The 26,355-nt window shown below is 54.8% G+C and carries 22 protein-coding genes and 1 pseudogene; 17 read left to right on the plus strand and 6 right to left on the minus strand.

Annotation, left to right across the window (positions count from 1 at the left end; genetic code table 11):
• Positions 1-26: 26 nt before the first annotated feature.
• The 4 genes from acnB to TLL_RS03550 all read left to right on the plus strand — a co-directional run bounded on the left by acnB (position 27) and on the right by TLL_RS03550 (position 6,469).
• Positions 27-2,666 (plus strand): bifunctional aconitate hydratase 2/2-methylisocitrate dehydratase, encoded by a 2,640-nt coding sequence (gene acnB, locus TLL_RS03535; protein ID WP_231833820.1) that lies wholly within the window; start codon positions 27-29, stop codon positions 2,664-2,666.
• A gap of 939 nt (positions 2,667-3,605) precedes the next feature.
• Complete coding sequence (locus TLL_RS03540) at positions 3,606-4,760, plus strand: Re/Si-specific NAD(P)(+) transhydrogenase subunit alpha (protein ID WP_011056541.1); 1,155 nt, start codon at positions 3,606-3,608, stop codon at positions 4,758-4,760.
• Positions 4,761-4,784: 24 nt separating this feature from the next.
• On the plus strand, positions 4,785-5,063 hold the full coding sequence (locus tag TLL_RS03545; protein WP_164920741.1) for an NAD(P) transhydrogenase subunit alpha: 279 nt from the start codon (positions 4,785-4,787) through the stop codon (positions 5,061-5,063).
• A 5-nt stretch (positions 5,064-5,068) separates the two neighbouring features.
• Positions 5,069-6,469 carry an NAD(P)(+) transhydrogenase (Re/Si-specific) subunit beta gene (locus tag TLL_RS03550; RefSeq protein WP_011056543.1) on the plus strand — a complete coding sequence of 467 codons (1,401 nt, stop codon included), beginning with the start codon at positions 5,069-5,071 and terminating at the stop codon, positions 6,467-6,469.
• Here the strand turns inward: TLL_RS03550 and TLL_RS03555 are convergent.
• The gene (locus tag TLL_RS03555; protein WP_011056544.1) at positions 6,444-7,178 is read right to left on the minus strand and encodes an HAD family hydrolase; all 735 of its coding nucleotides are present in this window, start codon (positions 7,176-7,178) and stop codon (positions 6,444-6,446) included. The two genes, TLL_RS03550 and TLL_RS03555, sit on opposite strands and share 26 nt — an antisense overlap.
• A 2-nt stretch (positions 7,179-7,180) precedes the next feature.
• Positions 7,181-8,104, minus strand: coding sequence for an indole-3-glycerol phosphate synthase TrpC (trpC, locus tag TLL_RS03560; protein WP_011056545.1), 924 nt, complete (start codon positions 8,102-8,104; stop codon positions 7,181-7,183).
• Positions 8,105-8,221: 117 nt separating this feature from the next.
• On the opposite strand from trpC, the gene TLL_RS03565 reads away from it, so the two are divergent.
• From TLL_RS03565 to malQ, 8 genes and pseudogenes are all read left to right on the plus strand, one after another.
• Positions 8,222-8,851, plus strand: coding sequence for a cryptochrome/photolyase family protein (locus TLL_RS03565; protein ID WP_011056546.1), 630 nt, complete (start codon positions 8,222-8,224; stop codon positions 8,849-8,851).
• A 186-nt stretch (positions 8,852-9,037) separates the two neighbouring features.
• Positions 9,038-9,909: pseudogene (locus TLL_RS13480) on the plus strand (cryptochrome/photolyase family protein); the annotation flags it as partial.
• A gap of 261 nt (positions 9,910-10,170) precedes the next feature.
• On the plus strand, positions 10,171-11,346 hold the full coding sequence (locus TLL_RS03575) for a hypothetical protein (RefSeq protein WP_011056550.1): 1,176 nt from the start codon (positions 10,171-10,173) through the stop codon (positions 11,344-11,346).
• Positions 11,347-11,416: 70 nt separating this feature from the next.
• Positions 11,417-12,343, plus strand: coding sequence for an isoaspartyl peptidase/L-asparaginase (locus tag TLL_RS03580; RefSeq protein WP_011056551.1), 927 nt, complete (start codon positions 11,417-11,419; stop codon positions 12,341-12,343).
• A gap of 120 nt (positions 12,344-12,463) precedes the next feature.
• On the plus strand, positions 12,464-13,177 hold the full coding sequence (ndhK, locus tag TLL_RS03585; RefSeq protein WP_011056552.1) for a photosynthetic/respiratory NAD(P)H-quinone oxidoreductase subunit K: 714 nt from the start codon (positions 12,464-12,466) through the stop codon (positions 13,175-13,177).
• Positions 13,178-13,215: 38 nt separating this feature from the next.
• Complete coding sequence (gene ndhL, locus TLL_RS03590; RefSeq protein ID WP_011056553.1) at positions 13,216-13,446, plus strand: photosynthetic/respiratory NAD(P)H-quinone oxidoreductase subunit L; 231 nt, start codon at positions 13,216-13,218, stop codon at positions 13,444-13,446.
• 5 nt (positions 13,447-13,451) lie between these two features.
• On the plus strand, positions 13,452-13,784 hold the full coding sequence (locus tag TLL_RS03595; protein WP_011056554.1) for a DUF3007 family protein: 333 nt from the start codon (positions 13,452-13,454) through the stop codon (positions 13,782-13,784).
• A 25-nt stretch (positions 13,785-13,809) separates the two neighbouring features.
• Positions 13,810-15,366: a 4-alpha-glucanotransferase gene (gene malQ, locus TLL_RS03600; RefSeq protein WP_011056555.1), complete on the plus strand. Its 1,557-nt coding sequence runs from the start codon at positions 13,810-13,812 to the stop codon at positions 15,364-15,366.
• Here malQ and TLL_RS03605 read toward each other — a convergent pair.
• Positions 15,363-16,712, minus strand: a complete 1,350-nt coding sequence (locus TLL_RS03605) for a pentapeptide repeat-containing protein (RefSeq protein ID WP_011056556.1) — start codon at positions 16,710-16,712, stop codon at positions 15,363-15,365. The two genes, malQ and TLL_RS03605, sit on opposite strands and share 4 nt — an antisense overlap.
• Before the next feature lie 228 nt (positions 16,713-16,940).
• On the opposite strand from TLL_RS03605, the gene TLL_RS03610 reads away from it, so the two are divergent.
• The 3 genes from TLL_RS03610 to TLL_RS03620 all read left to right on the plus strand — a co-directional run bounded on the left by TLL_RS03610 (position 16,941) and on the right by TLL_RS03620 (position 20,668).
• A complete protein-coding gene (locus TLL_RS03610) occupies positions 16,941-18,125 on the plus strand; it encodes a DegT/DnrJ/EryC1/StrS family aminotransferase (RefSeq protein WP_322785184.1) in 1,185 nt (394 codons plus the stop codon).
• Positions 18,126-18,359: 234 nt separating this feature from the next.
• Complete coding sequence (locus tag TLL_RS03615; protein WP_011056558.1) at positions 18,360-19,364, plus strand: 2-hydroxyacid dehydrogenase; 1,005 nt, start codon at positions 18,360-18,362, stop codon at positions 19,362-19,364.
• A gap of 98 nt (positions 19,365-19,462) precedes the next feature.
• The gene (locus tag TLL_RS03620) at positions 19,463-20,668 is read left to right on the plus strand and encodes an argininosuccinate synthase (protein WP_011056559.1); all 1,206 of its coding nucleotides are present in this window, start codon (positions 19,463-19,465) and stop codon (positions 20,666-20,668) included.
• Here the strand turns inward: TLL_RS03620 and TLL_RS03625 are convergent.
• Positions 20,665-20,937 carry a YciI family protein gene (locus TLL_RS03625; protein ID WP_164920742.1) on the minus strand — a complete coding sequence of 91 codons (273 nt, stop codon included), beginning with the start codon at positions 20,935-20,937 and terminating at the stop codon, positions 20,665-20,667. The genes TLL_RS03620 and TLL_RS03625 overlap by 4 nt on opposite strands.
• Positions 20,938-21,042: 105 nt before the next feature.
• Between TLL_RS03625 and TLL_RS03630 the strand changes: the two genes are divergently transcribed.
• Both TLL_RS03630 and TLL_RS03635 read left to right on the plus strand, forming a co-directional pair.
• Positions 21,043-22,350 (plus strand): pentapeptide repeat-containing protein, encoded by a 1,308-nt coding sequence (locus TLL_RS03630; RefSeq protein WP_164920743.1) that lies wholly within the window; start codon positions 21,043-21,045, stop codon positions 22,348-22,350.
• Complete coding sequence (locus tag TLL_RS03635; protein ID WP_011056562.1) at positions 22,350-23,630, plus strand: CCA tRNA nucleotidyltransferase; 1,281 nt, start codon at positions 22,350-22,352, stop codon at positions 23,628-23,630. The genes TLL_RS03630 and TLL_RS03635 overlap by 1 nt, the downstream gene beginning before the upstream one ends.
• Here TLL_RS03635 and TLL_RS03640 read toward each other — a convergent pair.
• Both TLL_RS03640 and TLL_RS03645 read right to left on the minus strand, forming a co-directional pair.
• A complete protein-coding gene (locus TLL_RS03640; protein WP_011056563.1) occupies positions 23,627-24,685 on the minus strand; it encodes an extracellular solute-binding protein in 1,059 nt (352 codons plus the stop codon). The two genes, TLL_RS03635 and TLL_RS03640, sit on opposite strands and share 4 nt — an antisense overlap.
• Entirely contained in the window at positions 24,673-26,262 is a 1,590-nt protein-coding gene (locus tag TLL_RS03645; protein WP_011056564.1) for a glucose-6-phosphate isomerase, read from the minus strand. Before TLL_RS03645 ends, TLL_RS03640 begins: the two co-directional genes overlap by 13 nt.
• Positions 26,263-26,355 lie beyond the last annotated feature (93 nt).

The raw sequence follows: 26,355 nt of genomic DNA on the forward strand, positions 1-26,355 counted from the left end.
TTGGACTGACTTGTTTTTGAATTAGTTTGAATGAAGGTCAACAGCACGTGGATACAACCGTTCTCAGCCAATACCGTCAGCAAACCCAAGAACGTGCCGCGTTGGGCATTCCCCCCTTGCCCTTAACGGCAGCCGAAACCTCCGCAGTCTGTGATCTGCTGCAACAGCCACCGGCGGGGGAAGAAGAATACCTGCTGCACCTGATTCGCGATCGCGTGCCGCCCGGGGTCGATGAAGCCGCCTATATTAAAGCAGGCTTTTTGACAGCGATCGCCAAGGGAGAACTCAGCAGCCCCCTGATTACCCCTGTGACAGCGGTGGAGCTCCTAGGGACCATGCTGGGGGGCTACAATGTCCACTCCCTGATTGACCTGCTGCGCCATGGGAACCCTGAACTGGCCACTACAGCAGCCAAGGCCCTGAGCCATACCCTCCTGGTGTATGACGCCTTTCACGATGTCCAAGACCTCATGCACCAAGGGAATCCCTATGCCCGCCAAGTGATGGAATCCTGGGCCAATGGCGACTGGTTTACCTGCCGTGAACCGCTGCCAGAGGCTATTACCGTCACCGTTTTTAAAGTGGCGGGTGAAACCAACACCGATGATCTCTCCCCTGCGCCCCATGCCACCACGCGTCCCGATATTCCCCTGCACGCTACAGTCATGCTGGAAAGCCGCTTGCCGGGGGCACTGCAAATCATTGCTGAACTGAAGCAAAAGGGCTACCCCCTTGCCTATGTGGGGGATGTTGTCGGCACCGGTTCCTCCCGCAAGTCCGCCACCAACTCTGTGATTTGGCACATTGGCCGGGACATTCCCTACGTCCCCAATAAGCGCACAGGGGGTGTCTGCCTTGGTGGTAAAATTGCCCCCATTTTCTTCAACACGATGGAGGACTCAGGCGCGCTGCCCATCGAGTGCGACGTCAGCCAAATGACGATGGGGGATGTGATCACGATTTACCCCTACCGCGGCGAAATTACCAATGAAGCGGGGGACGTGATCAGCCGGTTTACCCTCAAGCCCGATACCCTCTTGGATGAAGTGCGAGCGGGTGGGCGTATTCTGCTGCTCATTGGTCGTACCCTCACCGACAAAGCGCGCTCAGCCCTTGGTCTCGAACCCAGTCCCCTCTTTACCCGTCCCAAGCCTCCCGTTGACAGCAGCAAGGGCTATACCCTGGCGCAAAAGATTGTCGGCAAAGCCTGTGGCCTCCCTGGGGTCCGCCCCGGCACCTACTGCGAACCGGTGATGACAACGGTTGGCTCGCAGGATACAACAGGTCCCATGACCCGCGATGAGCTCAAGGAATTGGCCTGCCTGGGCTTTGGTGCGGATTTAGTGTTGCAAAGTTTCTGTCATACGGCGGCCTATCCAAAGCCCGTTGACATTAAAACCCACAAAGAACTGCCGGACTTTATCACCTCGCGGGGCGGGGTCTCCCTGCGACCGGGAGATGGCATCATTCACTCGTGGCTCAACCGCATGCTGCTGCCTGATACCGTGGGGACGGGGGGCGATTCCCACACGCGGTTTCCCTTGGGCATTTCCTTCCCTGCTGGCTCTGGCTTAGTGGCCTTTGCGGCCGCCTTGGGGGTGATGCCTTTGGATATGCCGGAGTCGGTGCTGGTGCGCTTCAAAGGTTCCTTGCAACCGGGGGTGACGCTGCGGGACATTGTCAACGCCATTCCCTACGTGGCCATTCAGCAGGGTAAGCTGACGGTTGCTAAGGAAAACAAGAAAAACGTCTTTTCAGGACGCATTATTGAAATGGAGGGGCTGCCGGATTTGCAGTTGGAGCAGGCCTTTGAACTGACCGATGCCACAGCGGAGCGATCGGCGGCCGGCTGCACAATTAAACTTAGCGAAGAGACGGTGGCCACATACCTGCGCTCCAATGTGGTGTTGCTCAAAAACATGGTAGCTCGGGGCTATGGCGATGCGCGGACAATCCTGCGGCGCATCAAAAAAATGGAGGCATGGCTGGCCAATCCCAGTCTTCTCGCTGCGGATGCCGATGCTGAGTATGCTGATGTGATTGAGGTCGATCTCGATCAGATCAAGGAACCCCTGGTGGCTGCCCCCAACGATCCCGACAATATCAAAACTCTCTCGGAATGTGCCGGCGATCCGGTGCAGGAGGTCTTTATTGGCTCCTGTATGACCAATATTGGCCACTACCGTGCCGCTGCCAAGGTGCTGGAAGGGGAAGGAACGGTGCAGGTTCGTCTCTGGATTGCCCCGCCCACCCGTATGGATGAGCAGCAGTTGCGCGAAGAGGGCTACTACAGTATTTTTGCCGCTGCTGGGGCACGGATGGAGATGCCGGGCTGCTCTCTGTGTATGGGTAACCAAGCCCGCGTTGCGGATAACACCACGGTTTTCTCCACCTCCACACGGAACTTCAATAACCGCATGGGCAAGGGGGCACGGGTCTATCTGGGATCTGCAGAGCTGGCGGCTGTCTGTGCCCTGCTGGGGCGCATTCCTACCCGCGAAGAGTACCTAGAAATTGTGACGCGGAAAATCGATCCCTTTGCAGCGGATCTCTATCGCTACCTCTACTTTGATCAAATTCCTGACTACGAAAACCAAGGCCGTCTCATTTCCTGGGAGGAGGAAGCGAAACTACTAGCCAGTATTGGCGACTTGCCCCTGGCCTAAACCCAGCGGGAGAAAGCAACACCGGCTTCCACACAAAGAAACCCTAGGATAGGGGTGCTGAGCCAATAGAGCCACGCCAGCCAGGGATAGCCTTCGCGGCGGAGGCTGGATACCTCTAGGATAAACGTGGAAAAGGTGGTCAGGTCCTGGGCTACTGCATGGCGTAAATGACGATATTTATCTTGGCTGAGATTGGCTAGAGCTCCTGGGAGAGACTGCGGATGCTCTGCTACTGCGCGGCGACCATGCCAAAAATCCCAAAGGTCTGAATTGGTTAATTCCTAAAACCTTTGGTCTGTTCAATTCAAATCCCTGCTTCTATTGAGAAGTTCATACATTCTCCTAATGAGGTCAACTTTTTGCGCTTGAATGTCTATTGTCCTCCCCTTTTCTTGGGAACGCCTACTATCCTATCTACCTACCCTCTAGGAACACTTGACTTTGCCGCTTGAAGTCCTGTTTGCCCCTTTAGTTATCCCCAGGGCGATTTTTGCTGGTTGAGGAAACTGCTGCTGCATCCCATTGCCATAAAGCACTCTTAACCCTGTCTCAGTGACTGTTGCCAATTGCCATCACCTTTCAAGTGGACATTTAACTGTTAGGGGCTCTGGAAGTGATCAGTTGGGCATGGATTGAGAATAAATTCAGATAAAAGTAAATTCATTTCTATTGGGGTCAAATCCTATTTGAGTAAAAGTACTCAGGGATAATATCAACATTTGTTACAAATGTTACTGGGGATCATAAGAGTTGTAGAGAATCCCCATGAAACGCTGACATTTCCTCCCATTCCCGAGGGGATCGCAGTAGCTTGAGAATCAGTACAGAACAGTATGTGAATGTGTTGTGACGGTTTCGGGCTGTTATAAAACAGATGCCCTGATGACTACACCAAGGAATTGTTCTGTAAAGACTGCAAACCCTATCTATAGAGTGCCTATGAAAGTTGGGGTCGTTAAGGAACGCGAAGTGGGGGAACAGCGGGTTGCCCTGATTCCTGAAGTTGTTGCCAAGCTGGTGCAGCAGGGGTATCACCTCTGGGTGGAGTCCGGTGCAGGGGATATGGCTCACTTCAGCGATGATGACTACCGTGCCGCAGGGGCGGAAATTGGTTACTCGATTGAAGAGGTCTGGGGCAGTGTTGATGTGCTGCTCAAGGTTGCGCCGCTGCGCGATCGCGAGGTGGAGTGGATTCGCCCTGGCACCACCCTCATGAGTTTTCTCAATCCCCTAGGGAATCCGTGGCAAATGCAACACTTGGCAGAGCGGCACATTACTGCCTTTGCCCTCGAGTGTATTCCCCGCACCAGTCGTGCCCAGAGTATGGATGCCCTCTCTTCCCAAGCGGCAGTGGCGGGCTATGCGGCAGTGTTATTGGCCGCTTCCCATTTGCCGCGCTTTTTCCCCATGTTGACGACAGCCGCGGGTACAATTCCCCCCGCCAAGGTGTTTGTGATTGGGGCAGGAGTGGCTGGCTTGCAGGCGATCGCGACCGCTCGGCGTCTAGGCGCGGTTGTTGAAGCCTTTGATATTCGCCCAGCGGTCAAAGAAGAAGTGCAAAGCCTCGGTGCCAAATTTGTGGAAGTCAACCTTGAGGAGGAGACGGGGGCTGCTGGCAGCTATGCCAAAGAGGTTTCTGAGGCCGCAAAGCACAAAACCCAAGAGGCGATCGCTGCCCATGTCCACAGCGCCGATGTGATCATTACCACGGCCCAAGTTCCTGGTAAACCGGCTCCCCTGTTAATTACAGAACGTATGGTGGCCAGCATGAAACCGGGTTCAGTCATTGTGGATTTAGCCGCTGAACAGGGGGGCAACTGTGCCTGCACAGAACCAGGGCGCTCCATTTGTCATCAGCGGGTTACCATTATTGGCCCGATTAATCTGCCCTCCACGATGGCGGTGCATGCCAGTCAAATGTATGCCAAAAACATTTCAACGCTCCTGAAGTACGTTGCTCCCAAGGGGGAATTGGTGTTGAACTTTGGCGATGACATTGTGGATGCCGCCTGTGTCACCCATGAAGGGCAGGTCCGCAACCCACGGGTGCTGCAACTCCTGCATCCTGCCCAAACCTTGGCACCCATGCTTTAGTTCTTTGCTCAGGGGGTGAGTTCAATGACAGATTCTGTGCTTGTTGGTCTGATGATTTTTGTCTTGGCTAGTTTCATTGGCTTTGAGGTGATTAACAAAGTCCCCCCCACGCTACATACTCCCCTCATGTCTGGCTCCAATGCCATTTCTGGTATTGCTGTGATTGGTGCCCTGCTGATGGCGGGGAGTGGGCGCACAACCTTAACGGTCGTCTTGGGATTCATTGCGACGGTGCTAGCCACGATTAACGTGGTGGGCGGTTTTTTGGTCACGGATCGCATGTTGCAGATGTTTAAGCGGTAGGAACCATGGATTGGCTAACACGCATTGAAGAATTGAGCTATCTGGGTGCGGCAGCGCTCTTTATCCTCGGTTTGAAAAAACTGGGGTCTCCAGCCACGGCACGTCAAGGAAATTGCCTTGCTGCGTTGGGGATGTTGATTGCGATTGTGGTCACGCTCCTCGATCGCCAGATGATGAGCTACACGGGTGTCCTAGCGGCCATTGGCCTCGGCAGTGTCATTGGCGCGATCGCTGCCTACAAAGTGGAAATGACGGCCATGCCTCAGATGGTGGGGTTACTCAATGGCTTAGGAGGGGCGGCCTCTGCCCTGGTGGGTATCGGTGAATTTTGCCGCAGCGTGACCCTGGGTGAACCACTGACCCCCAGCACACTGATCACCATTATTTTGGGGGTGCTCATTGGCGGGGTCACCCTCACTGGTAGCCTTGTTGCCTTTGGCAAACTTCAGGGACTGATGTCAGGAACCCCGATCATTTTCCCAATGCAGCAGGCCATTAACCTCGGCTTACTGGTGGCTTTCTTGGTTGCCAGTGGGTGGGTGTGGTTGGATCCGAGTCAGCTGCTGCTGTTCTGGGGCTTGGTGGCGATCGCCAGCGTTTTAGGGGTGCTCTTTGTCCTGCCCATTGGGGGTGCCGATATGCCGGTCGTCATTTCCCTCTTGAACTCCCTCTCAGGGCTGGCTGCCAGTGCCGCTGGTTTTATTGTTGGCAACAGTATATTGATTATTGCGGGTGCCTTGGTGGGGGCTTCAGGGCTGATTTTAACCCAGATTATGTGCAAAGCCATGAATCGCTCCTTGGCCAATGTCCTCTTTAGTGGTTTTGGCAGTACGACAACCGGCAACGGAGCAGTGACAGCGCATGCCACGGCGAAGTCAGTGCGCACCATTGACCCTGAAGAAAGTGCAATGATGCTCGGCTATGCCAAGTCGGTGGTCATTGTCCCCGGCTACGGCATGGCGGTGGCTCAAGCGCAGCACAGCGTCAAAGAACTAGCGGATCAATTGGAGCGGCTGGGGGTCGATGTCAAATACGCGATTCACCCCGTTGCCGGTCGCATGCCGGGACACATGAATGTGCTGCTTGCTGAGGCGAACGTCCCCTACCCCCAACTCAAGGACATGGAGGACATCAATCCAGAATTTGAGAATGTGGATATAGCACTGGTGATTGGCGCCAATGATGTTGTCAATCCCGCTGCCCGCACCAACCCCGGCAGCCCCGTGTATGGGATGCCCATTCTCGATGTGGATCGGGCCCGGCACACGATTGTGATCAAGCGCAGCCTCAATCCAGGTTTTGCCGGTATTGACAATGAGTTGTTCTACAAAGAGAAAACGCTGATGCTCTTTGGCAATGCCAAGGAAGTGCTCAATCAACTCATTGCCGAGGTGAAACACCTCTAGGAGGGGTGACGGCCACACTGCGGTCAAACACTGGGGCAATTGCCTCAAGGTCAAACTGATCCAGGCGATCGAGGGCCCAATGACAGCGACGCTGAAGCATATGGAAGGGATAGGTGTGGGCTACCCCCAAGACTTTGACGCCGGCTTCGCGGGCGGATTGAATGCCCACCAAGGTGTCCTCGATCGCCAGACAATCAGCGGCTGTGAGATCACTCCCTAGGGCTTGCAAGGCTTCAACGGCACGTAGATAGGGGTCAGGATAAGGTTTGCTGCGTTCCACACTTTCGGCACTGATAATGCAGTCGACCATCGAGTGGAGGTGTCCCCGCTCAAGGGCTAAGTCCACATCGGATCGCACCGCACCGGTGACAATGGCGATTTTCAATCGGGCAGCATGGAGTTTTTGCAGCAGGGCGATCGCCCCCGCAAAGAAGGGAAACGGTTCGATACTGGCCAAGCGGGCTCGGTAGGCGGCGGCCTTTTGAGCCACCAGTTTATCCAAATAGGCCGGGGTCACTGCCCGTCCGCGGCGACTGAGGAGGTTATCCAAACAGGCCCGATCGCTCCGTCCCAGGCAAAAAAGGTCGTACTCCCCCCGCTGCGGCCGCAAATTTTCTTGCAGCAAGATCTCCTCAATGAGGGCAGCATGGATGGCCTCATCATCGAGGATCACGCCATTGAAGTCAAACAAAACTGCCTTCAGGGGCATACCTAGTGGGCTAACTCTGGAAATAACTGCTGAATCCGCGCTCGGAGTTCCTCCGCCTCGCTGAAGTGTGCCATCGCCGCTGGGGGGCGCATTAGGGATTCTCCGACTAAAATGGCTTGGGCGCCGGCTTGTGCCATCCGTTCGACATCGGCGCGCTGATGAATGCCCGATTCGCTGACCACAAGGATGTTGCGATCGCGCAGTTGCGCCCCATAGTTGGCCAAAAGTTTTTCAGTAGTGGCCAGATCAACACTAAAGTCCATCAGGTTGCGATTGTTGATCCCCACAAGCTGCACGTCCTCTAGTGCCAGCACCCGTTCCATCTCCTCGGCGGTGTGCACCTCCACAAGGGCGGTTAGACCCAACCCATGGGCAATCCGCAGAAAATAGCGCAAATCCTTGTCCGAGAGGATAGCCGCGATGAGTAGCACTGCGTCGGCGCCCCGCACCCTTGCCAGAAACATCTGGTAGGGATAGAGGATAAAGTCCTTGCACAACAGCGGCACCGCCACCTCTTGGCGAATTTGAGCGAGGTACTCAAAGCTGCCCTGGAAAAACTCACTGTCCGTTAGGACGGAAAGGCAGGTTGCACCCGCGGCAACGTAGGCTTGGGCGATCGCCACCGGGTCGAAATTGGGGCGAATAATGCCTTTACTGGGGGAGGCCTTCTTGACCTCAGCAATCAGCGCTGGTTGGGTGACAGGGTTTTGCACAGCCGCCAAAAAAGAACGCACCGGTGGCGCCTCCAGCACCTGACGCTGTAAATCAGCCAAGGGCAGGACTTCCCGCAGTTGCTCCACCTCCTGTTCCTTGTGCCAAACAATCTTCTCAAGAATGTTGCGAGGGGCATCATCGGCCACCGGTACTTGGTAGTGGAGGTTGCGAACAGTGACAGCGGGATTGGGGGGACGGCGGCGAATTTGCATAGTCAGCTTCGTAGGGAGTTGCAATCGTTGACCATAAGAATAAACCACAAGGACAACCCTTAACCACCCTCTCTAACCCTGCTATGGTGTCAAAGGAGCAGTAGGAAACCACTGTTGATGGCCATTGGCGTTTGGGTTTTAGGGGATCAACTGTCGCTACAGCAGGCCGCGCTGCAAAGTTGCGCCCATCCTGTCCCCGTCATCCTCATTGAGTCCCACCAGTGGGTCAAACAACGCCGCTACCATGCCCAAAAACTGGTGCTGGTGTGGTCGGCTATGCGGCACTTTGCCCAAGAGCTCGAAGCGGCCGGTTGGCCAGTAACCTACGCGATCGCCCCCGACTTTGTCACCCCGCTGCGGCAGTGGATTAGCGCCCACAACATCCACGAAGTGCGGCTCATGCAACCTAGCGATCGCCCCTTTCGTGACTTCATTGCCACCCTTGACCTGCCCTGTGCCATTAAATTGCTGCCAAACAATCACTTTCTCTGGTCAGAAGCGGACTTTCAGCAGTGGGCAGCCGGTTGCAAAACCCTTGTTCTGGAACACTTTTACCGTGCAGGGCGCCAGCGGTTTCAAATCCTGATGGAGGGCAAATCTCCTGCCGGCGGCAAATGGAACTACGATGCTGAGAACCGCCAAGTGCCCCCTGCTAACCTCAAACCCCCACCACCGCTGCGCTTTTGCCCCGATAGGATGACCCAAGAAGTCATTGAAACAGTGCGCCAAGGAAACTTTGACCAATGAAATGGGATACAAGCCCCGTCCTTGTAGGACGGCTTTTGTGATATTTGTGCTAGAATGAGGGAGTCGCCATAGGACATTGGGAGACTTTAAATGGACGTGGAGAAACCGTAAGACTACCTCGGTAGCAGGTTTCTGTGAAGCGTCAAGGAATCCTCGCTCCTTTGGGACGAGGAGGTATGTCAAACCTACGGTCACATCGAACCCTTTTACTGGGGGGTCACCCGCGCTCAAGCCCTGCAAGTCTTGGAAAACTTTATTGAATACCGCTTGCCCCAGTTTGGCCCCTACCAAGATGCCATGGTGGTGGAAGAACAGACCCTGTGGCACAGCCTCCTTTCCCCCTATTTGAATTTAGGCCTACTGCATCCCCAAGAAGTGATTGATGCGGCCTTAGGGGCCTACAGTGAAGGGCAACTCCCCCTCAATAGCGTTGAGGGGTTTATTCGCCAAATTCTTGGCTGGCGCGAGTATATGTATGGCCTTTATCACTACCTCGGTGCCGACTACTGTCAGCAAAACTTCTTGCAGCACCACCAACCTCTGCCGGCTTTCTTTTGGCAGAGCGATCGCGCTACAATGAGCTGCCTGCGCCACGTTCTCAAGCAAATTGAGTGCACTGGCTATGCCCATCACATTCAGCGGCTGATGATCCTGGCCAACTTTGCTCTCATCACTGGCTTAGCGCCTCAGGAGGTGGAAAACTGGTTCCACAGTGTCTTTATTGACGCCTATGATTGGTAATGCAAACCAATGTCTTGGGAATGGGCTTATTTGCCGATGGCGGACGCTTGGCCTCCAAACCCTATGCCGCCTCCGCTAACTACATTCAGCGCATGAGTAATTATTGCCAAGGATGTGCCTATGATCCAAAGCAACGCGTGGGCGATCGCGCTTGCCCCTTTAACTTTTTTTATTGGCATTTTCTAGCACGCCATCGCACAGTCCTGAGTCAGCAAGGACGCATGGCCATTGCCCTTAAAAATCTGGAGAAATTGAGTCCCTTGGAAATCGCCGCCATTCAACGGGAGGTAGAGCGGTGGTATTTTGAAAATTCATAGATCGGGAAAATGTCAACTGTATTTCAGATTACAATTACTGGTAAAACCCACCTTTTCCGAGTCATTCAGGCATCCGCTGATGCCCTCATTGAAATCTAAGGCATTTTTTAAATCCATCATGGCAAACCTTAACCAAAAGATAACCAAAAAATAATACTCTCCTAGGCTGAATTCGACATAATTAGACAGGTGCATCAAGCGTAAGTACACTTGCCGCTCTCAAGCAATTCAATTCGATGCTCATTCCGGGGGGACACGCAAATGAATGAGACCCTGAAGGCGACATCTAACCTTCAGCTTGCCGCAGCCACCACCTTAGCAGACCTGCCCTATTTTTCTTATCAGGTTTCGCCGGAGACCATTGCTAAAGACGTTGCCGATCAATTTCAACGTGACCCTGACCTACCAGGGGTGTTGGTGGTGGCAGGCGATCGCGTCATCGGCATGATCTCCAAGGTCAAGTTTTTTGAGCGCATGAGTCAGCAATTTGGCCGAGATCTATACTTGCCGCGCCCGATTAAGTTATTGCCGGAAATTGCCAACCCCAAAGTTCCTCCCCTTGTCTTGATGGCACGCACTCCCGTCGAAGAAGCCGTGGAGCAGGCCTTGAATCGCCCCCCTGCCTTTGTCTATGAACCCATTGTCGTGCGCAGGGGTAAGCAACTGGTGTTGGTGGATATGCGGGTCGTCCTCATTGCCCAGGCTCAAGTCCTGAGTAGGAAAAATCTTTTTATTCAGCAGCAGCACCTCCACACCCAGCACATCCTTGAGAGCCTAAAACTGGAAAAAGAGCGCAACCAGGACTACGCCAAGCGCCTGGAAAGCCAGCTCACCCGCGCCCAGCAGATGAATGAAGCCCTAGAGCAGCAGGAGCGCTCTGTCCGTGAGCAAGCAGAGCGGATTGCTCAACTGAACCAACGGTTCATCTCCATCAGCCAAGTGCTCTCAGAGCGTGGCCAAAAAGCCTTTCAGGAAACCTTCACGGGAGTTAACCAAATTAGCCGCCACACCGCGGAGGTATATCGTCTCAGCGAACGCCTGAAACAGGACGTGGAAATTATTGACCAAGCCACCCATCAAATTGCTGAGATTACCCGTCAGGTGAAGCACATTGCGGTGCAAGCGGGGTTGATTGCCAGTCGCAGTGGCCAGCGGACGCCGGGCTTCGATATTATTGTCGAGGCCATTAACAAACTGGCCAACCAAGTGGTTGTTGCCAACCAGCAGGTGGAGGAAATGGCCAATCATTTTCGCCATCACATCCGCGAAGTGGTGCAGTCCACCGCCTCTGGCGAAAAAATCGCGCGATCGCTCCTCAGTCAAGTAGAAACTACCCAGCAAGCTATCCAAGAACTACAAACCCTCCTGAATGCTGAAGATACAGCAGCTGCGGCAACCGAGGAGGAGGAGGTTCTGGCAACTGCTGTGGTGGCTTAAAGCAGTAGATTCAGGCTATTGCCACAGGGTATCCTGGAGCTAGAACACTACTGAATTTCTAGGATTGAGGATGCCCCAACCCACTGTTATTCTCCATGGCGGCGCTGGCAGTTCACTCCAAGACAAAGGTGGTCTCATTCCTGTCCGCCAATCCCTCCATGGCATTGTTACCCAAGTGGTTCAGGCCCTCAAAGAAGGGGCAACGGCGATTGAGGCAGTGGTTTTGGGGTGTCGGCTCCTAGAGGATGAACCGCGCTTTAATGCCGGCACAGGCTCGGTGCTGCAGTCCGATGGGCAGATTCGCATGAGCGCCTCTCTAATGGATGGGCAGCGGCAGTGCTTTAGTGGTGTCATCAACGTCTCGCGGGTAAAAAATCCCATTGATCTGGCCCACTGGCTACAACAGTGCCCCGATCGCGTTCTGTCGGATGTGGGGGCAGCAGAGTTGGCCCGTGAATTGCAGCTGCCTGTGTATCAACCCCTAACGGATCAGCGACTCTACGAGTGGCTCGAGGAACGCAAGGGCAATTTCTCAAAATCAATGGCGAGGGTGGTGGCCGAAGGGGCAAGACGGGGCACGGTTGGTGTGGTGGTTTTAGATCAGCAGGGACACTTGGCTGTGGGGACTTCCACTGGCGGCAAAGGTTTTGAGCGTATTGGGCGGGTGAGTGACTCTGCAACCCCAGCGGGAAACTATGCCAACAGCTTAGCAGCGGTCAGTTGTACAGGCATTGGTGAAGACATTCTCGATGAGGCGCTGGCCGCGCGGATTGTGGTGCGAGTAACCGATGGCCTGTCCCTAGAGGCGGCCTTTGAAAAATCCTTCCGGGAAGCTGCCCGTCGGCAACGGGATTTTGGCGCCATTGGCTTGGATCGTCAGGGGGCGATCGCCTGGGGTAAGACCTGTGATGTTCTCCTTGCGGCCTACTGGAATGGCACGGCCATTGGCGATACCTTGGAGTTACCACCGGGGCTACAGGTGGGCAGTCAAAAATAATTTATCCTTGATGTCAAGTTTTTTTATTGCTCGCCACATTCAATTAGGTGCATCCGCTGGAGCAAACGCCTATAATCTTAAGTGTTTTTACATTTGGCCGATGTCCCTTGAGGGAACCCTATGACCAATACGACCTCGCCTGCCATTCTTAATCCCATCGCCCGTCCTGAAGTTCCCCAAGAACTTGCTGAGAATATCATCCTCACATCCCTCAACGATGTCTATGACTGGGCACGGCTATCGAGCCTCTGGCCGCTTATGTATGGCACTGCCTGTTGCTTCATTGAGTTTGCTGCCATGATTGGCTCGCGCTTCGATTTCGATCGCTTTGGCTTGGTGCCCCGCAACAGTCCCCGGCAGGCAGATTTGATCATCACCTCCGGCACAATCACGATGAAGATGGCACCGGCTCTGGTCCGCCTTTACGAGCAAATGCCCAGCCCCAAGTACGTCATTGCCATGGGTGCCTGCACGATCACAGGGGGCATGTTTAGCTCTGATTCTTATTCCGCTGTGCGTGGTGTGGACAAGCTGATTCCCGTAGATGTCTATTTGCCTGGCTGCCCACCCCGTCCAGAGGCAATCATGGATGCCATCGTCAAGCTGCGCAAGAAAATTGCCAACGAACATATCAATGAGCGGGGTAACCTTGCCCAAACCCACCGCCTCTTTACCGCCAAGCACAAAATGAAACCCGTGCCGCCCATTCTCACTGGCCAATATCTCAATGCGCCTAGTCGGCAAGCGCCTCCCCCTGCCCTTGCGGCAGCCATGGGAATAGCCGTTCCTGCCCTTGGAGAAGCGGTGAGCGAAACCACCAGTGTTGCAGAATAATTCCAATTCAGTCCTTCTTGGTAAAGAGGTAGCAAGCAATGGCAGTTTCAACAGAGCTTTTAGTTCTTGGTGTCTATGGGGCCTTGGCAGGGCTGTATCTGCTGGTGGTGCCAGCGATTGTCTATGCCTATTTGAATGCGCGCTGGTATGTGGCTAGCTCCTTTGAGCGGGCATTTATGTACTTTCTAGTAACTTTCTTTTTTCCGGGATTACTGCTGCTTGCACCCTTTATTAACTTTCGTCCACAGCCGCGCTCCCTCAATTCCTAGGTGCTATGCGCCGCATTGATGTTCTAGGAATTGGTGTTGGTGTTTTCTTTGGTGGTGGCTTGGTCTACCTCCTGTTGCGGATGGTTGGGCTTGAGCCACTGCAGGCGGGGGTTTGGAGTCAGGCGATTTTTGTCTTGGGGATTCTTGGCTGGCTCTCCACTTACCTACTGCGGGTTTTTACGGGTCGGATGACCTATCACCAACAACTCAAAGACTATGAAGAGGCACTTCTGCGCGATCGCTTAGCACGGATGTCACCGGAGGAGCTAGCGGCCCTCGAAGCTGAAATTCTCGCGGAAACCAACGCTACGGCTGATCCGGAATTGGGGGATAATTAGCTCCAGTTTCCCCGATGGCTTGACAATGCACTTTCCCCGCTCCTGTGGTTTACTGCTCCATCCCACCTCCCTTCCCGGCGGTCACGGCATTGGTGAGTTGGGTACCGCTGCCCGTGAGTTCTTGGAATTTTTAGTGGCCAGTGATCAGCAGTACTGGCAGGTGCTGCCCCTAGGCCCCACCGGCTTTGGCAATTCCCCCTATATGTGCTATTCGGCTATGGCGGGTAACCCACTGCTGATTAGCTTGGAGGAAGTCGCAAAAGCGGGTTGGTTAACGGAGGCGGATCTAGGGCAGATTACCCTTGAGAATCGCGATCGCGTGGATTTCGACGCTGTGATTAGCCAGAAGCTGCCGCTCCTACGCCTGGCGGCGCAACGTTTCCAGAGTCAGGCTACCCCAGGAGACTGGCAGGCCTTCCGGGACTTCCAAGCCCTTGCCCACTACTGGCTGCCCAACTATGCCCTCTTTATGGCAATTAAGGACCACCACCAGGGACAGCCGTGGTATGAATGGCCCGCTCCTTTGCGCGATCGCGAGCCCACCGCCCTTGCCGCTATCCAAGTGGTTCTCAAAGACCGCATTTTTGAGTACGAATTTCAGCAATTTCTCTTTTACCAGCAGTGGCACGCCCTCAAGGAGGCCGCCAACCAACAGGGGATTCAAATTATCGGTGATATTCCCATTTACGTTGCCCACGACAGTGTAGATGTTTGGGCCTTTCCCCAATTTTTTGAGCTGAATCCAGAAACCGGTGCCGCTGCCCTGATGGCCGGTGTGCCCCCGGATTACTTCAGTGCTACAGGACAACTCTGGGGCAATCCCATTTACAACTGGAAAGCCCTTGCGGCCGATGGCTACTCTTGGTGGATTGAGCGCTTCCGTGCCCTCCTCGCCTATGTGGACATTATCCGTGTCGATCACTTTCGTGGCTTTCAGGCCTACTGGCAAGTGCCGGAAGGGGAGAAAACAGCTGTCAACGGCCAATGGCAACCAGGTCCTGGTGCTGCCTTCTTCGAAGCTTTGCAAGCGGCCTTGGGACGACTGCCTATTCTAGCGGAGGATTTGGGGGATATTACCCCCGATGTCATTGCCCTGCGGGATCAGTTTCAGTTTCCGGGGATGAAAATTCTCCAGTTTGCCTTTGGCGGTGGTTCGGATAATCCGTTTTTGCCCTTTAATCAAGAGCGCAACTGTGTGGTGTATACCGGCACCCACGACAACGACACAACTGTGGGCTGGTATCGTAACCTCAGTAACTGGGAACGGCAGCGTTTTATTGACTATTTGGGCTATACCCCCAGCGAGCCCCACTGGGCCTTGATTCGCATGGCCTTGGGAACCGTTGCCAACCAAGCCATTATTCCCGTTCAAGACCTGCTCGGCCTCGATAGCCATGCCCGCATGAATTTTCCCGGTACTGACCAAGGCAACTGGGCGTGGCGGCTGACTCCTGGGCAACTCACCCCTGAACTTGCCGCTCATTTGAGGCACCTGGTGCACCTCTTTGGCCGTCAAGCGCCCCCCAGACCTCAGCCTGGTGAAGCCGAGGCAGGAACCCTCGGAATGGAGAAGCAGCCCTAAGATCGCCGTCGGCCATCGGGCATAATCGTGCCCCGCAAATCCACTTCACTCAGATTGGCACCACTCATATCCGCAGCAGTCAGGTTGGCTCGCGTCAAATCGGCTCGCGACAGGTTAGAGCCTGAGAGGTTAGCATCCCCTAAGTCTGCCCCACTCAAGTTAACACCGCTGAGATCTACGGTTCCCAGGAAGGTGCCGCTAAAGGTTGCCCGGCTCAGGTTGGCTCCCACCAAGCGGGCGCGGCTCAGGTTTGCTTCGGAGAGGGTCGCCCGACTCAGGTTGGCTCCCACCAAGCGGGCGCGGCTGAGATTGGCTTCTACCAAGTCAGCACGGCTAAAGTTAGCTTCCGTTAACTCCACCTCGCGGAGATTGGCACCGCTGAGATTAGCCCCCCGCAACTTCACCCCATTAAAGACTAGGCCACTGAGATTGGCACTGCGTAGATCCGTTTGACTCAAATCCGCATGATCCAGCAATGCCCCCTGCAAATTTGCCCCTTCGAGATTCGCTCCCCGCAGATTGGTGCCCACCAGTTTGGCATGGCTGAGGTTGGCGCCCCGCAAATTTGCCCCACTGAGATCCGCACGGCTCAGGTTGGTATGACTCAGGTTCGCGCCACTAAGATTGGCACCACTGAGGTTGACATCCGATAGCTCTAGGGACGACAAATCCGCCTTTGCCAGTTCGGCGCCGACAAGGTTGGCCTGAGCAAGGTTGGCTGCGGTGAGCTTGACTTCCGTGAGATCAACGCGACTGAGATTGGCACCGGTAAGATTTGCCGCTGTTAAATTAGCACCACTCAGATTGGCACCGCTGAGGTTCGCGCCACTGAGATTGGCATTGCTAACATCGGCCTGAATTAAATCCACACGGGTCAGGTTTGCCTGCTTTAGCTCTGTTCCATGTAAATTGGCGCCCTGTAAATTTGCTCCTGAAAGGTTAACGCCGTCCAGGGGCAATCCCCGCAGATCCGCATTGGCTAAATCCACACGGGAAAGGTTTGCCCCCTGAAGGACTGTTCCCCGCAGTGTAGTTTCACTCAATTCAGCGCGGCTGAGATTAGCTCGTGTCAGGTTTGCCCAACTAAGATCGCTACGACTCAAGTTTGCGCCAGCGAGGTTGGCATCCACCAATTCTGCTTTGATGAGCATGGCATTGATGATTTCTGCGCCACACAGCACGGCGCCACTGAGATTTGCACCGCTCAGGTTGACCCACTCCATGTCGGCACGGGAGAGAATAATCCCCCGTAGATCAGCGTTGATAAACTCGCCATTTGTCAAACTGGCACGGTTAAAGTCCCGTTCACCGCTGGCGTAGCGCTTTAACAACTCTTGGGGATTCATCAAAAAAAACGGGTCTGAAACCCCGCCCTTGAGAGCGGCTTTACACTCTAAGCCTATCTTAATTCCTCAGGATCAAACTACCCTTGATTGCACGCCTGAACATTGTCTTTACAGTCCTTTTCTCGGCGATTCAGTGCTCCTTGTCCCCTCAATCATCGCCAAACCCGGTCTATCCGAGGCTTGTCTGAGCAAAAACTGTTTCAAGGAACAGTGACCTATGGCAGACTCATGATGGAAACCTCTGCGCCCGATGCTGTTATGGACATCATTCCCATTCTGGACCTCAAAGCCCAATATCAATCCCTCCAACCAGACATCGATCGCGCAGTTGCCCGGGTACTCGCATCAGGTCAGTTCATTCTAGGGCCAGAGGTACAGGCCTTTGAGGAAGAGGTGGCCGCCTATTTAGGGGTGCGCCATGCGGTAGCAGTTAATTCAGGAACAGATGCACTGGTGATTTCCCTGCGCAGTTTGGGGGTGGGGCCTGGGGATGAGGTGATTACAACCCCCTTTTCGTTTTTTGCCACAGCGGAGGCAATTAGTTTGGTGGGTGCCCGCCCCGTTTTTGTAGATGTGGAATTGGACTCCTTTAACCTTGATCCCAGTAAAGTTGCTGCAGCGATTACCCCTCGCACTAAGGTGATTTTGCCTGTGCATTTATTTGGCCGACCGGCAGCGATGGGAGGAATGATGGAACTTGCTCAGGCCCATGGGTTAGCGATCCTTGAGGATTGTGCCCAGTCCTTTGGGGCCCGCTATTGCCCGCCCTGTAAAAATTGTCCCTGTGAAAGGGCAACTCAAGAAGCCTTGGCCCATCGGTTCACGGGCGCGATCGGTACCATGGGTGCCTTTTCCTTTTTCCCCACCAAGAATTTGGGTGCCTATGGTGATGGCGGTCTAATTACCACCAATGATGAGGAGTTAGCAGAGCGATCGCGGATGCTGCGGGTTCACGGCTCCCGTCAACGCTACCACCACGAAATGATTGGCTATAATTCCCGTTTGGATAGCCTCCAGGCAGCAATTCTACGGGTGAAGCTGCCCCATATCGATCGCTGGAATCAACAGCGACGGCGAGTTGCCCAAACCTATAACCAAGCCTTGGCGGGTCTTGAGGCAGTGGTGACCCCAGCCGTGTCTGCGGGGCATGTGTTTCACCAATATACGATTCGGGTGCTCAATGGCCAGCGGGATGCGCTGGCGGCTTACCTAAAGGAGGCTGGCATTAGTTCCATGATTTACTACCCGATTCCCCAAGATCACTGTCCAATGTACAAGGGGCAATCTCCTCCCAATCCTGTGAGCGATCGCCTTGCCAGCGAGGTTCTTAGCCTACCCATTTGGCCTGAATTAAGCGATGCCACCATTGAGTATATTGCGGCAACCATTCGTCAGTTTTTTCACCGGTCCTGAGGACTTTCGCTGAGTATCCCTTCAGGCGTTGCCTGAGCATCTGCTCTAAGGCAGTCTTTGCCCCGCCTTAACAGAATCTTAAACTGAGACTCGCTAGGCTAGCTACAGCTCTTTGCCAAGATGGGGCGTTACAAACACAAGATGGGACGTGGTGTCCTCCATTAGCTTGCTGTATGGGCTGGGTTTACCCCCTCTGGAAAGGGCTATCCTGTTGCTTCCCCGAGGAGATCCCCCATGAAGGTTGCGGTGTTTAGTGCGAAATCCTACGATCGCCAGTTTTTGGATGCTGCCAATGCGGCTCAAGGGCATCCCCATCTCCTGACCTATTACGATGTGCTGTTGCGCCCTAAAACGGCTGCCCTAGTCGAGGGGCACGATGCAATCTGCGCCTTTGTCAATGACGATCTTGGGGCACAGACCCTAGAACGACTAGCAGAGTTGGGGGTGCGTCTGGTCACCCTGCGCTGTACGGGCTTTAACAATGTGGATTTGGCCACGGCGGCCCGCTTAGGCATAACGGTCACCCGCGTCAGTGTCTATTCCCCTTATTCCGTGGCTGAACATACGGTGGGACTGATGCTGATGCTCAACCGCAAACTCCACCGTGCCTACAACCGGGTGCGCGATGATAACTTTTCCCTAGAGGGACTAATGGGCTTTGACCTCCATGGTTGTACCGTTGGCATTATTGGCACAGGTAAAATTGGCCAAATTGTTGCCCAGATTCTGCATGGTTTTGGCTGCCACCTCTACGGTTACGATCCCTATCCCAGTCAAGCTTTTAGGGAGATCGGTACCTACACAACCTTAGAGACACTGCTGGCGGCATCCGAGATTATTACTCTCCATTGCCCCTTACTTCCCGAAAATGAACACCTGATCAATGCCACTACGATCGCCCAAATGAAGCGGGGCGTCATGTTAATCAATACCAGTCGCGGCAAACTGGTGGACACCAAAGCCGTGATTGAGGGCATTAAAAGCGGCCAAATTGGTTATCTGGGCATCGATGTCTATGAAGAGGAAGATTCCCTCTTTTTCCAAGACCTCTCGGACACCGTCATCCAAGACGACACCTTCCAACTCCTGCAATCCTTCCCCAATGTGGTGATTACTGCCCACCAAGCCTTCTTTACCCGCAATGCTCTCACGGATATTGCCCGTACCACGATTGAAAATTTGACCTGTTTTGAGCAAGGCCTGCCCCTAGCAAACGAAGTGAAACAGGCTTCACCCTGAGGCTCAACAAACTCAACGGGGGGACGAATAACTTTTCAGGCAAAGAGATCCGCTATAGTAGCGATCGCGTTTGTTTCAGAAAAGTTAGGTAAAGACCCATGGGGCGTGCAGAAAAAGTCATTTTGGCCTACTCGGGGGGGGTGGATACCTCCGTGTGTATTCCCTATCTCCAGCACGAGTGGGGAGTCAAGGAAGTGATTACCCTGGCAGTGGATTTAGGACAGGGGGATGAACTGGAACCCATTCGCCAAAAGGCCCTTGATGCAGGTGCCAGCGCCTCGTTAGTGGCTGATGCCAAAGCTGAGTTCATCCGCAACTATGCCTTTCCAGCCATTCAAGCCAACGCCCTCTACGAAAATCGCTATCCCCTCTCGACGGCCCTTGCTCGCCCCTTGATTGCCAAGCTCTTAGTGGAGGCGGCTACCCAATACGGTGCTGATGCTGTTGCCCACGGCTGTACTGGGAAAGGGAATGATCAAGTCCGCTTTGATGTGGCGATTGCTGCCCTCAATCCCAATCTCAAGGTCTTAGCACCCGCGCGTGAATGGGGCATGAGCCGTGAAGAAACCATTGCCTACGGCGAACGCTTTGGCATTCCTGCTCCTGTGAAGAAATCTTCCCCCTACAGCATTGACCGCAATCTTTTGGGACGCAGTATTGAGGCCGGCCCCCTTGAGGATCCGTGGATGGAACCCCTTGAGGAGGTCTATTGGATGACCCAAGCCATTGAACACACCCCCAACTCCCCGGAGTATGTGGATATTGGCTTTGAAGCAGGGGTTCCCGTCAGCCTCGATGGTCGCCCCCTGGATCCCGTGACATTGGTCAGTGAACTCAACGAGCGAGTGGGTCGCCACGGCTTTGGCCGCATTGATATGATTGAAAATCGCCTAGTCGGCATTAAATCCCGTGAAATTTACGAAGCCCCTGGTCTGCTGGTGCTCATTGACGCCCACCGCGATTTGGAAAGTTTGACTCTGACGGCTGATGTGATGCACTATAAGCGAGGTATTGAGGAGACCTACAGCCGCTTGGTTTATAACGGCCTCTGGTACAGCCCCCTCAAGGAAGCCCTTGATGCCTTTATTCAACAGACCCAGCAGCGGGTCACAGGTACCGTGCGCGTCAAGCTCTTTAAGGGAACTGCGCGGGTGGTGGGACGACAATCTCCCTACTCCCTTTATACGCCGGATTTGGCCACCTATGGCGCTGAGGATCAATTCGACCACAGGGCAGCCGAGGGCTTTATCTATGTGTGGGGGCTACCCACCCGTGTCTGGGCAGAAAAACTGCGCCAAGGCTAATCCGGTGCTTCGACAATACACCACTCATGGAGTTCGTAGTGAACGCACTGGTGTTGGACGAGGGGATCACGGGCAACAATTTCCTCAGCCGTCTTGCGGGAATCGGCATGAAACAACAGCATGCCACCCCCTCGCTCAGCCCAGTATCCCGTGCGGGCTTGATGTCCGGCGGCAATGAGGGAGCGCACATAGGCCCGATGGGCAGGAACATAGCAATCAAAGGTTGCTTTGTCCACAATGCCGCGCTCAATTTTGACAAACCATGGCATTGGTGATTGGCTCCTGTGGATTTGCATCAAGACCTAGAATAGCTATAAGCAGTGTGCCTGAGTAACTCTGCTATGCCCTGATTGTGAGCGGCTATGAGCAAAGCCATGACCCTTGAAACCTTGTTAAGTGAATTTGCCCGTGGAGTGCGGAATTTCCGTGGTGTTAATTTGGCAGGCAGTGTGTTTCCTTTAGTACAACTTAGCCATATTGATCTGGCGGGAGCCAATCTGCAGGGCATTAATTGGAGTGGAGCGGATTTGATTAAGGCTAACCTTGCCAATGCCAATCTGCGGGGAGCTAACTTGATTGGGGCAGATCTCAGTGGGGCTAACCTTACCGATGCGAACCTGCAGGACGCAATCCTAAGTGGTGCTGTTTTGGTGGGCGCCTACCTCTCCCGAGCCAATTTGCAGCGTGCAGTCCTAAGCGGTGCCATCCTCAAGGGGGCAGTTCTCCATGACAGTAATCTCAAGGATACGAATGTGGTGGGAGCGGATTTATCGGAGGCGGATTTGACGGGGGCGATCGCCCGCCGCCAAGACTTGGAGGAGGCCAAGCTCTCAGGCACCATCCTACCCAACGGTGAAGTGGTTTTTGATCAAGGGGAAGGGGAGGAGGTACCATTGCCAACCCCTACCGCAACTCCTCAGCCAATGGCGACTGCTAACGAAACCACGCTCATTGAGTGGACGAATGAGCAGGTGATTCAAATGCTGATCCTGCAACAGCACCCCTTGCCCAGTACCTATCAAAGTGCCGATTTAAAAGTGGTGGATTTAGGCAATCACTGTTATCAACTGCGCACTGTCACTGACACGGTCGTTGCAGTGGTGGAGGGAGCCAGTGTGGCCGATGAAAAAGTGACCCTTTTTACCGAGGCACCCTTTGCAGATTTAGTGGCCAGTGTACTCCAAGCCCATTCATTTTTGCCCACCCAATACGTCAGTGAACCGCTGCCCGCATGGCAGTACGAGCAGCTAGCGATTCCCCAGGGGGGCGAGGTGCGTTTGGGAACGGCGCGGCAACTCTGGAAGACTTGGTGGCTGCTGCTGAAGTCGGCTGCTGCTGAGCAAGAGCAGTCGCAATTGCAACTCTTGGTGGGTAAGGAGTGGCAGCCCATTCGCGAGATTGCCTTTTCACCCGCGGCAGCGGGGGGGCTGATCATTAAGACAGCGGGGGGCGATCGCCACTATCCTGGGGATGCCTCACTGATTTGGCTAGAAAAAATGCCCGCGGCATCCCTGGCAACGAGTACCCCAGCGCCAACTCTGACTGTCCCTCCGTGGAAGGGGCTACTGAAATTTGACAATAACCGTTTGACGATTCAAACCGTAGCTGGACCAGTCTGTGTTGAGGGGGAAAATCTGACGGTGATCATTGGTGGGCAAACGATTGATCTCAACCAGCTCTGATGGTCGTCGTTCAACCCTTTGATTTTAGCCGCTGGCCCATTGCTGTCAGTGATTTACCCGCCGATACGTACCTTGTGGGGGGGGCGGTGCGGGATGCTCTCCTCGGTCGGACCACGTTGTACCCTGACTTGGATTTTATTGTGCCGAGGGATGCCATTGGCCTGAGCAAAAAATTGGCGGATAAGTACAAGGCTGGATGGGTTCTTTTGGATCGCGATCGCGGGATTGCCCGCTTAGTCTTTCCCCAGACGACGGTGGATATTGCGCAGCGGCATGGTGAGACGCTCTTAAACGATTTGAGCGATCGCGATTTTCGGATCAATGCCATTGCCTACGACATTCACCACCACCACATTGTCGATCCCCTCGGTGGCCTCTTAGATGTACAACGCCGCCAAATCCACTATGTGGCGCCAGAAAATCTTGCCGCTGATCCATTGCGACTCCTACGCGCCTATCGCCAAGCCGCTCAACTCCAATTGACGATTACGCCCGAAACACGGCAGGTGATCCAAACCCTGGCCCCCCAACTGCGACGAGTGGCAGCGGAACGGGTACGGGTAGAACTCAGTTATCTCCTCAGTGCTGTTGAGGGTGCGGCTCAAGTGACCCTCGCCTTTCGCGATGGGGTATTGGCGGTGTGGTTGCCTTCGGTAACTGAGGAGCGGATGACCCACTACCATGCCCTTGAATCCACCCTGGCCAATTTCCCTTTCCCTGCCCTGTGGCCGGCGCTGACGAAATCCATTGCCGCAACGAATGCCCCCGGCGAACCCCAACGGCGAACCCTAGCGGCTTTGGCCAAGCTCACCTGCCTCGTGAATGCCAGCGATCGCCAAGCTGCGGAGGAATTGACTGCCCTCACCTACACCACTGATGAAATTCGCATTGTCCAAGTTCTGTGCCGACTCCTCAGCCACTGGTTAGTCCCCCTCCAACAGCCCCTGAACCGTGAGCAAGCCTTCTATCTATTCCGCGCCGCAGGCCGCTATTTTCCAGCCTTTGTTGCTCTTGCCCTTAGCCGTGGTATCCCCAAAGGGCATCTGGTCCCCCTGGTCAAAGGGTGGTTAGACCCTCAGGATGCCATTGCCCATCCTCCCCAGTTGGTGCGAGGTGCTGATCTGGTGGAAGTGTTTCACGTCTCGCCGGGGCCGCGTGTGGGTGAATTGTTGCAAGCGGTGGAAGCCGCCCAAGCGCGGGGAGAAATTAGCGATCGCCCCCAAGCCCTCGCCTATGTCGCCCAACTCCTCAAGGGGTCAACCAAACCAAAGCCGAGTTAGGAACTCGTTAGAAAAATCTCTTGCCAAAGGGTGTCATAGGCCTTTTGGGTCGCCCCATCGAGGGGAAGCAGAACTTCACTCTTGGCAAAGGCCGTCGGCGTTGCAAAGGGAATATACCGACTCAACAGGGTTTCCCTGAGATTCCTCACAAGGGGTGAAGGAGCAGGGCTAAACTGACTCAGTCGTTCAGCAACCTGGGGCTGCCACCAGTAGTTCAACCAAGCCAGGGCTGCGGCATTGGGTTCCCGAGGACAGACCCACAGGTCCACCCAAAGGGCTGTGCCACTGGCTGGAAACACGGCCCCGTAGGTCTGGGGATCTTGCTGCAGGAGCGGCAGTAGATCCGTTGACCAACCCACTGCCAATTGCGTGCTACCGAGCATCAGGGGCTGCAAGTAGGCGTCAGAACTCAAGAAACGACAGCCTTGGCGCAGGTGCTGCAAGCGTTCCCGTAATTCCGGGTGGGGGGCTGGGCTGTTGTAGGATAGCCCCAAGGATTTCAGGGTTAAGCCAATCACTTCGCGGGGGGTATTCAAGAGGCTGTAGTGCCCCTGCACTGCGGGGTGCCATAGGACATCCCAATCAGTGGGTTCCCAGCCCAAGTCAGCAAAGAAATCGCGGCGATAAATGAGGGCGGTTGCCCCCCAGCGATAGGGAAGCCCCCACAAGGTGTCCCCTTGGCTGATGGCTTGGAGAAGCGGCTGCCACGGTTCAGCCCAGTCAAATCGGTTTTGAATTCGGGTTTTGGGAATAGGGGCGATCTGGTGTTGGCTCATCGCCTGATTTAGCCAAGCGTCCCCGAGACTGAGGACGGCTGACCCTAGGTTGCCTGCTGCAAGGGTATCCGCTAAGGCTTGGGGGGTTTCCTGCAGGCGCAGATGAATCCCCACCCCTGCCTGTTGACGAAATCGCTGAATTAGTTGAGGCGGTAAGGATTTGCGCAGCAGATGAACGGTGAGCCCCCCATGGGCACTTGCTTGGCAACCGCTGAGGGCGATCGCCCCCAAGGCAAACAACCCCTGACAAAAGTGCCGCCGCTGCATCAGCGTTGCCACCGAAACTGCAATTGACTCGGCTGAGCGGGATCCCCCAGTTGCTCAATACCGCGATCGTTGGCCGCCAGGTGCCGCAGAATCAGGTAAATCCGCTCCAGTTGATCGGGAGCATTGATAGCGCCGGCGATCGCCCCCAAGTCGAGGGGCTCATCACTTTGTTCTAAGACTTTGACAATCTGGCGTTGCAGCGCCAAGTTTGCCGCTGCTGCTTTTTTCCCAGCTTCCACCCCCGGCTGATGGTAGGCATTGATATTCACCAAGAAGCCATAGAGACCCACCGCTCGCTCGTAGAGGGCAATCAGGGCACCCACGGTTTTGGGGGTCACCTCTGGAATGGTGACCGTCAGCGAGGGGCGATTCTTTTCATAGAGAGCTTGGCGGGTGCCGAGGAGCAGGCCACTGAGGTAATCCCCCGCCGTGATTCCCGGCTCCACCTCAATGCTGGGTTCTTGACCATCCCGCAACACTTCAATAAAGGTAACAAAAAAGTTAGGTAGGCCATCCCGTAACTGCTGTACATAGGCGTGTTGATCGGTGGTTCCCTTGTTGCCATAGACGGCAATCCCTTGGTGGACAATGTTGCCGTTGAGATCGGTTTCCTTGCCGAGGGACTCCATCACCAACTGCTGCAAGTAGCGGCTAAACAGCAGCAGACTGTCTTTGTACGGCAGGATAACCATATCTTTTTCCCCCCGACCCTTGCCTGCATGGTGCCAAGCTAGGGCGAGGAGGGCGGCGGGATTTTGGCGGATATTCGGCACACGCGTTGCCTGATCCATCAATTTTGCTCCCATGAGCAGGTCATCAATGTCAATCCCTTGCAGGGCTGCGGGCAATAGGCCCACCGTTGAGAGTTCGGAGGTGCGTCCCCCCACCCAGTCAAACATTGGGAAAATGGCAAGCCAACCGTTTGACTCCGCCACTTGGGCAAGGCCACTGCCGGGCAGGGTGACGGCCACGGCGTGATCGGCAAAGGCCAGACCGGCGCGTTGGAAGCGGGCTTGGGCTTCTAGCATGCCGTTGCGGGTTTCCGGTGTCCCCCCCGATTTGGAAATGACAAGCACGAGAGTGGTGCGCAGGCGATCGCCCAATTCCGCAAAGACCCGTTCAAAGCCTGCCGGATCCGTGTTGTCCAAAAAATGAATGTTCAGGGGAGGATGGACGGGCGCGAGGGCAGCGGCGACAAACTGCGGACCCAGGGCAGAGCCACCAATGCCAATTGAGAGAATTTCTGTAAAGTGACCCCCTTGGGGTGGGGCAATGGCCCCACTGTGGACTTGCTGGCTAAACTGCTTTACTTGGGCGATCGCATCGCGGATTTGCGAGCGCAACTCCGGACTAGGGGCTAAGTCTGGATCCCGCAGCCAGTAATGACCCACCATGCGCCCTTCATCGGGGTTGGCGATCGCCCCCGCCTCCAATTCCTTCATCTGCTCAAAGGCGCGCTCAAAGGCTGGCTCTAGGCGATGGACAACTTCTGGAGTCAGCCCCATGCGACTAACATCCACATAGAACTCCAGTTCGGGGTGATAGTACAACCAGTCTTGGTAATGCTGCCACAGAGCCAAAGCATCCATAGAAAATACTCTCGCGCTACAATCTCAGCCTACCGCAACAACCGTCCCTGATAATCTCAGCCGTGCGGGTCACTCTGAACATCACCCCCTATC

Origin of the sequence: Thermosynechococcus vestitus BP-1 (assembly GCF_000011345.1) — a bacterium.
GTDB lineage: Bacteria > Cyanobacteriota > Cyanobacteriia > Thermosynechococcales > Thermosynechococcaceae > Thermosynechococcus > Thermosynechococcus vestitus.

Bases quoted from the DNA above. Each gene is read 5' to 3' on its own strand.
- TLL_RS03555 (WP_011056544.1), bottom strand. From the start codon at position 7,178: ATGCCCCTGAAGGCAGTTTTGTTTGACTTCAATGGCGTGATCCTCGAT.
- TLL_RS03595 (WP_011056554.1), top strand. From the start codon at position 13,452: ATGCGCCGCATTGATGTTCTAGGAATTGGTGTTGGTGTTTTCTTTGGT.
- TLL_RS03545 (WP_164920741.1), top strand. From the start codon at position 4,785: ATGACAGATTCTGTGCTTGTTGGTCTGATGATTTTTGTCTTGGCTAGT.
- TLL_RS03575 (WP_011056550.1), top strand. From the start codon at position 10,171: ATGAATGAGACCCTGAAGGCGACATCTAACCTTCAGCTTGCCGCAGCC.
- TLL_RS03580 (WP_011056551.1), top strand. From the start codon at position 11,417: ATGCCCCAACCCACTGTTATTCTCCATGGCGGCGCTGGCAGTTCACTC.
- ndhL (WP_011056553.1), top strand. From the start codon at position 13,216: ATGGCAGTTTCAACAGAGCTTTTAGTTCTTGGTGTCTATGGGGCCTTG.
- malQ (WP_011056555.1), top strand. From the start codon at position 13,810: ATGCACTTTCCCCGCTCCTGTGGTTTACTGCTCCATCCCACCTCCCTT.
- TLL_RS03625 (WP_164920742.1), bottom strand. From the start codon at position 20,937: ATGCCATGGTTTGTCAAAATTGAGCGCGGCATTGTGGACAAAGCAACC.
- TLL_RS03635 (WP_011056562.1), top strand. From the start codon at position 22,350: ATGGTCGTCGTTCAACCCTTTGATTTTAGCCGCTGGCCCATTGCTGTC.
- TLL_RS03565 (WP_011056546.1), top strand. From the start codon at position 8,222: ATGGCCATTGGCGTTTGGGTTTTAGGGGATCAACTGTCGCTACAGCAG.
- TLL_RS03540 (WP_011056541.1), top strand. From the start codon at position 3,606: ATGAAAGTTGGGGTCGTTAAGGAACGCGAAGTGGGGGAACAGCGGGTT.
- TLL_RS03630 (WP_164920743.1), top strand. From the start codon at position 21,043: ATGACCCTTGAAACCTTGTTAAGTGAATTTGCCCGTGGAGTGCGGAAT.
- ndhK (WP_011056552.1), top strand. From the start codon at position 12,464: ATGACCAATACGACCTCGCCTGCCATTCTTAATCCCATCGCCCGTCCT.
- TLL_RS03620 (WP_011056559.1), top strand. From the start codon at position 19,463: ATGGGGCGTGCAGAAAAAGTCATTTTGGCCTACTCGGGGGGGGTGGAT.
- TLL_RS03605 (WP_011056556.1), bottom strand. From the start codon at position 16,712: ATGAATCCCCAAGAGTTGTTAAAGCGCTACGCCAGCGGTGAACGGGAC.
- TLL_RS03550 (WP_011056543.1), top strand. From the start codon at position 5,069: ATGGATTGGCTAACACGCATTGAAGAATTGAGCTATCTGGGTGCGGCA.
- TLL_RS03645 (WP_011056564.1), bottom strand. From the start codon at position 26,262: ATGGATGCTTTGGCTCTGTGGCAGCATTACCAAGACTGGTTGTACTAT.
- TLL_RS03615 (WP_011056558.1), top strand. From the start codon at position 18,360: ATGAAGGTTGCGGTGTTTAGTGCGAAATCCTACGATCGCCAGTTTTTG.
- trpC (WP_011056545.1), bottom strand. From the start codon at position 8,104: ATGCAAATTCGCCGCCGTCCCCCCAATCCCGCTGTCACTGTTCGCAAC.
- TLL_RS03610 (WP_322785184.1), top strand. From the start codon at position 16,941: ATGATGGAAACCTCTGCGCCCGATGCTGTTATGGACATCATTCCCATT.